Below are 507 nucleotides of genomic sequence, written 5' to 3'. Positions count from 1 at the left end.
GGCTGAAACGATCAACGGCTTGTACAAGGCAGAGGTGATCCATCGCCTCGGACCGTGGCGCAATCCGCAGGCCGTTGAAATGGCGACGCTCGAATGGGTTGACTGGTTCAACAATCGTCGACTATTCGGCCCCATCGGCAACATTCCACCTGCCGAGGCAGAAGCCGCTTATTATTCAAAACTCGCTGGGTCCGCCATCGCGGCGTGACTCAAGCAAAACAGCCTCCGGGAAACCCGGGGCGGTTCAAAGTGCCGGTGACGGCCCAGAATTGCGGTAGGGATGCCCATTACTGAGCACCCCCCGCACAGATCCCGGCGTGCCCAATTCGGGCACCGGGCTCCTACCTCGGGTGTTTGACGGCAAATCGCCGGTCGGGCCACGGGTGAAGGATTCGAGGTTGCGGGAGCCAGGCATCTGCGATCCGCTCGACTCGCTGCCACGTCATGTGATCCTTTTGACTGCGGCGCCGGAGCGCCCGCCGCCACAGATCAACGACGTGGTATCGA

At 61.5% G+C, this 507-nt stretch carries 2 pseudogenes; one reads left to right on the top strand and one right to left on the bottom strand.

Annotated elements, in window-relative coordinates:
- Positions 1-208 (top strand): annotated as a pseudogene (locus M3I54_RS44700) (IS3 family transposase); the annotation flags it as partial.
- A 133-nt stretch (positions 209-341) separates the two neighbouring features.
- Here the strand turns inward: M3I54_RS44700 and M3I54_RS44695 are convergent.
- Positions 342-507: pseudogene (locus tag M3I54_RS44695) on the bottom strand (group II intron reverse transcriptase/maturase); the annotation flags it as partial.

This window comes from Paraburkholderia sp. CNPSo 3274, from assembly GCF_024206475.1.
Classification (GTDB): Bacteria; Pseudomonadota; Gammaproteobacteria; order Burkholderiales; family Burkholderiaceae; genus Paraburkholderia.
The sequence above is the reverse complement of the archived record's forward strand: the minus strand, read 5'-3'. Positions and strand labels throughout refer to the sequence as shown.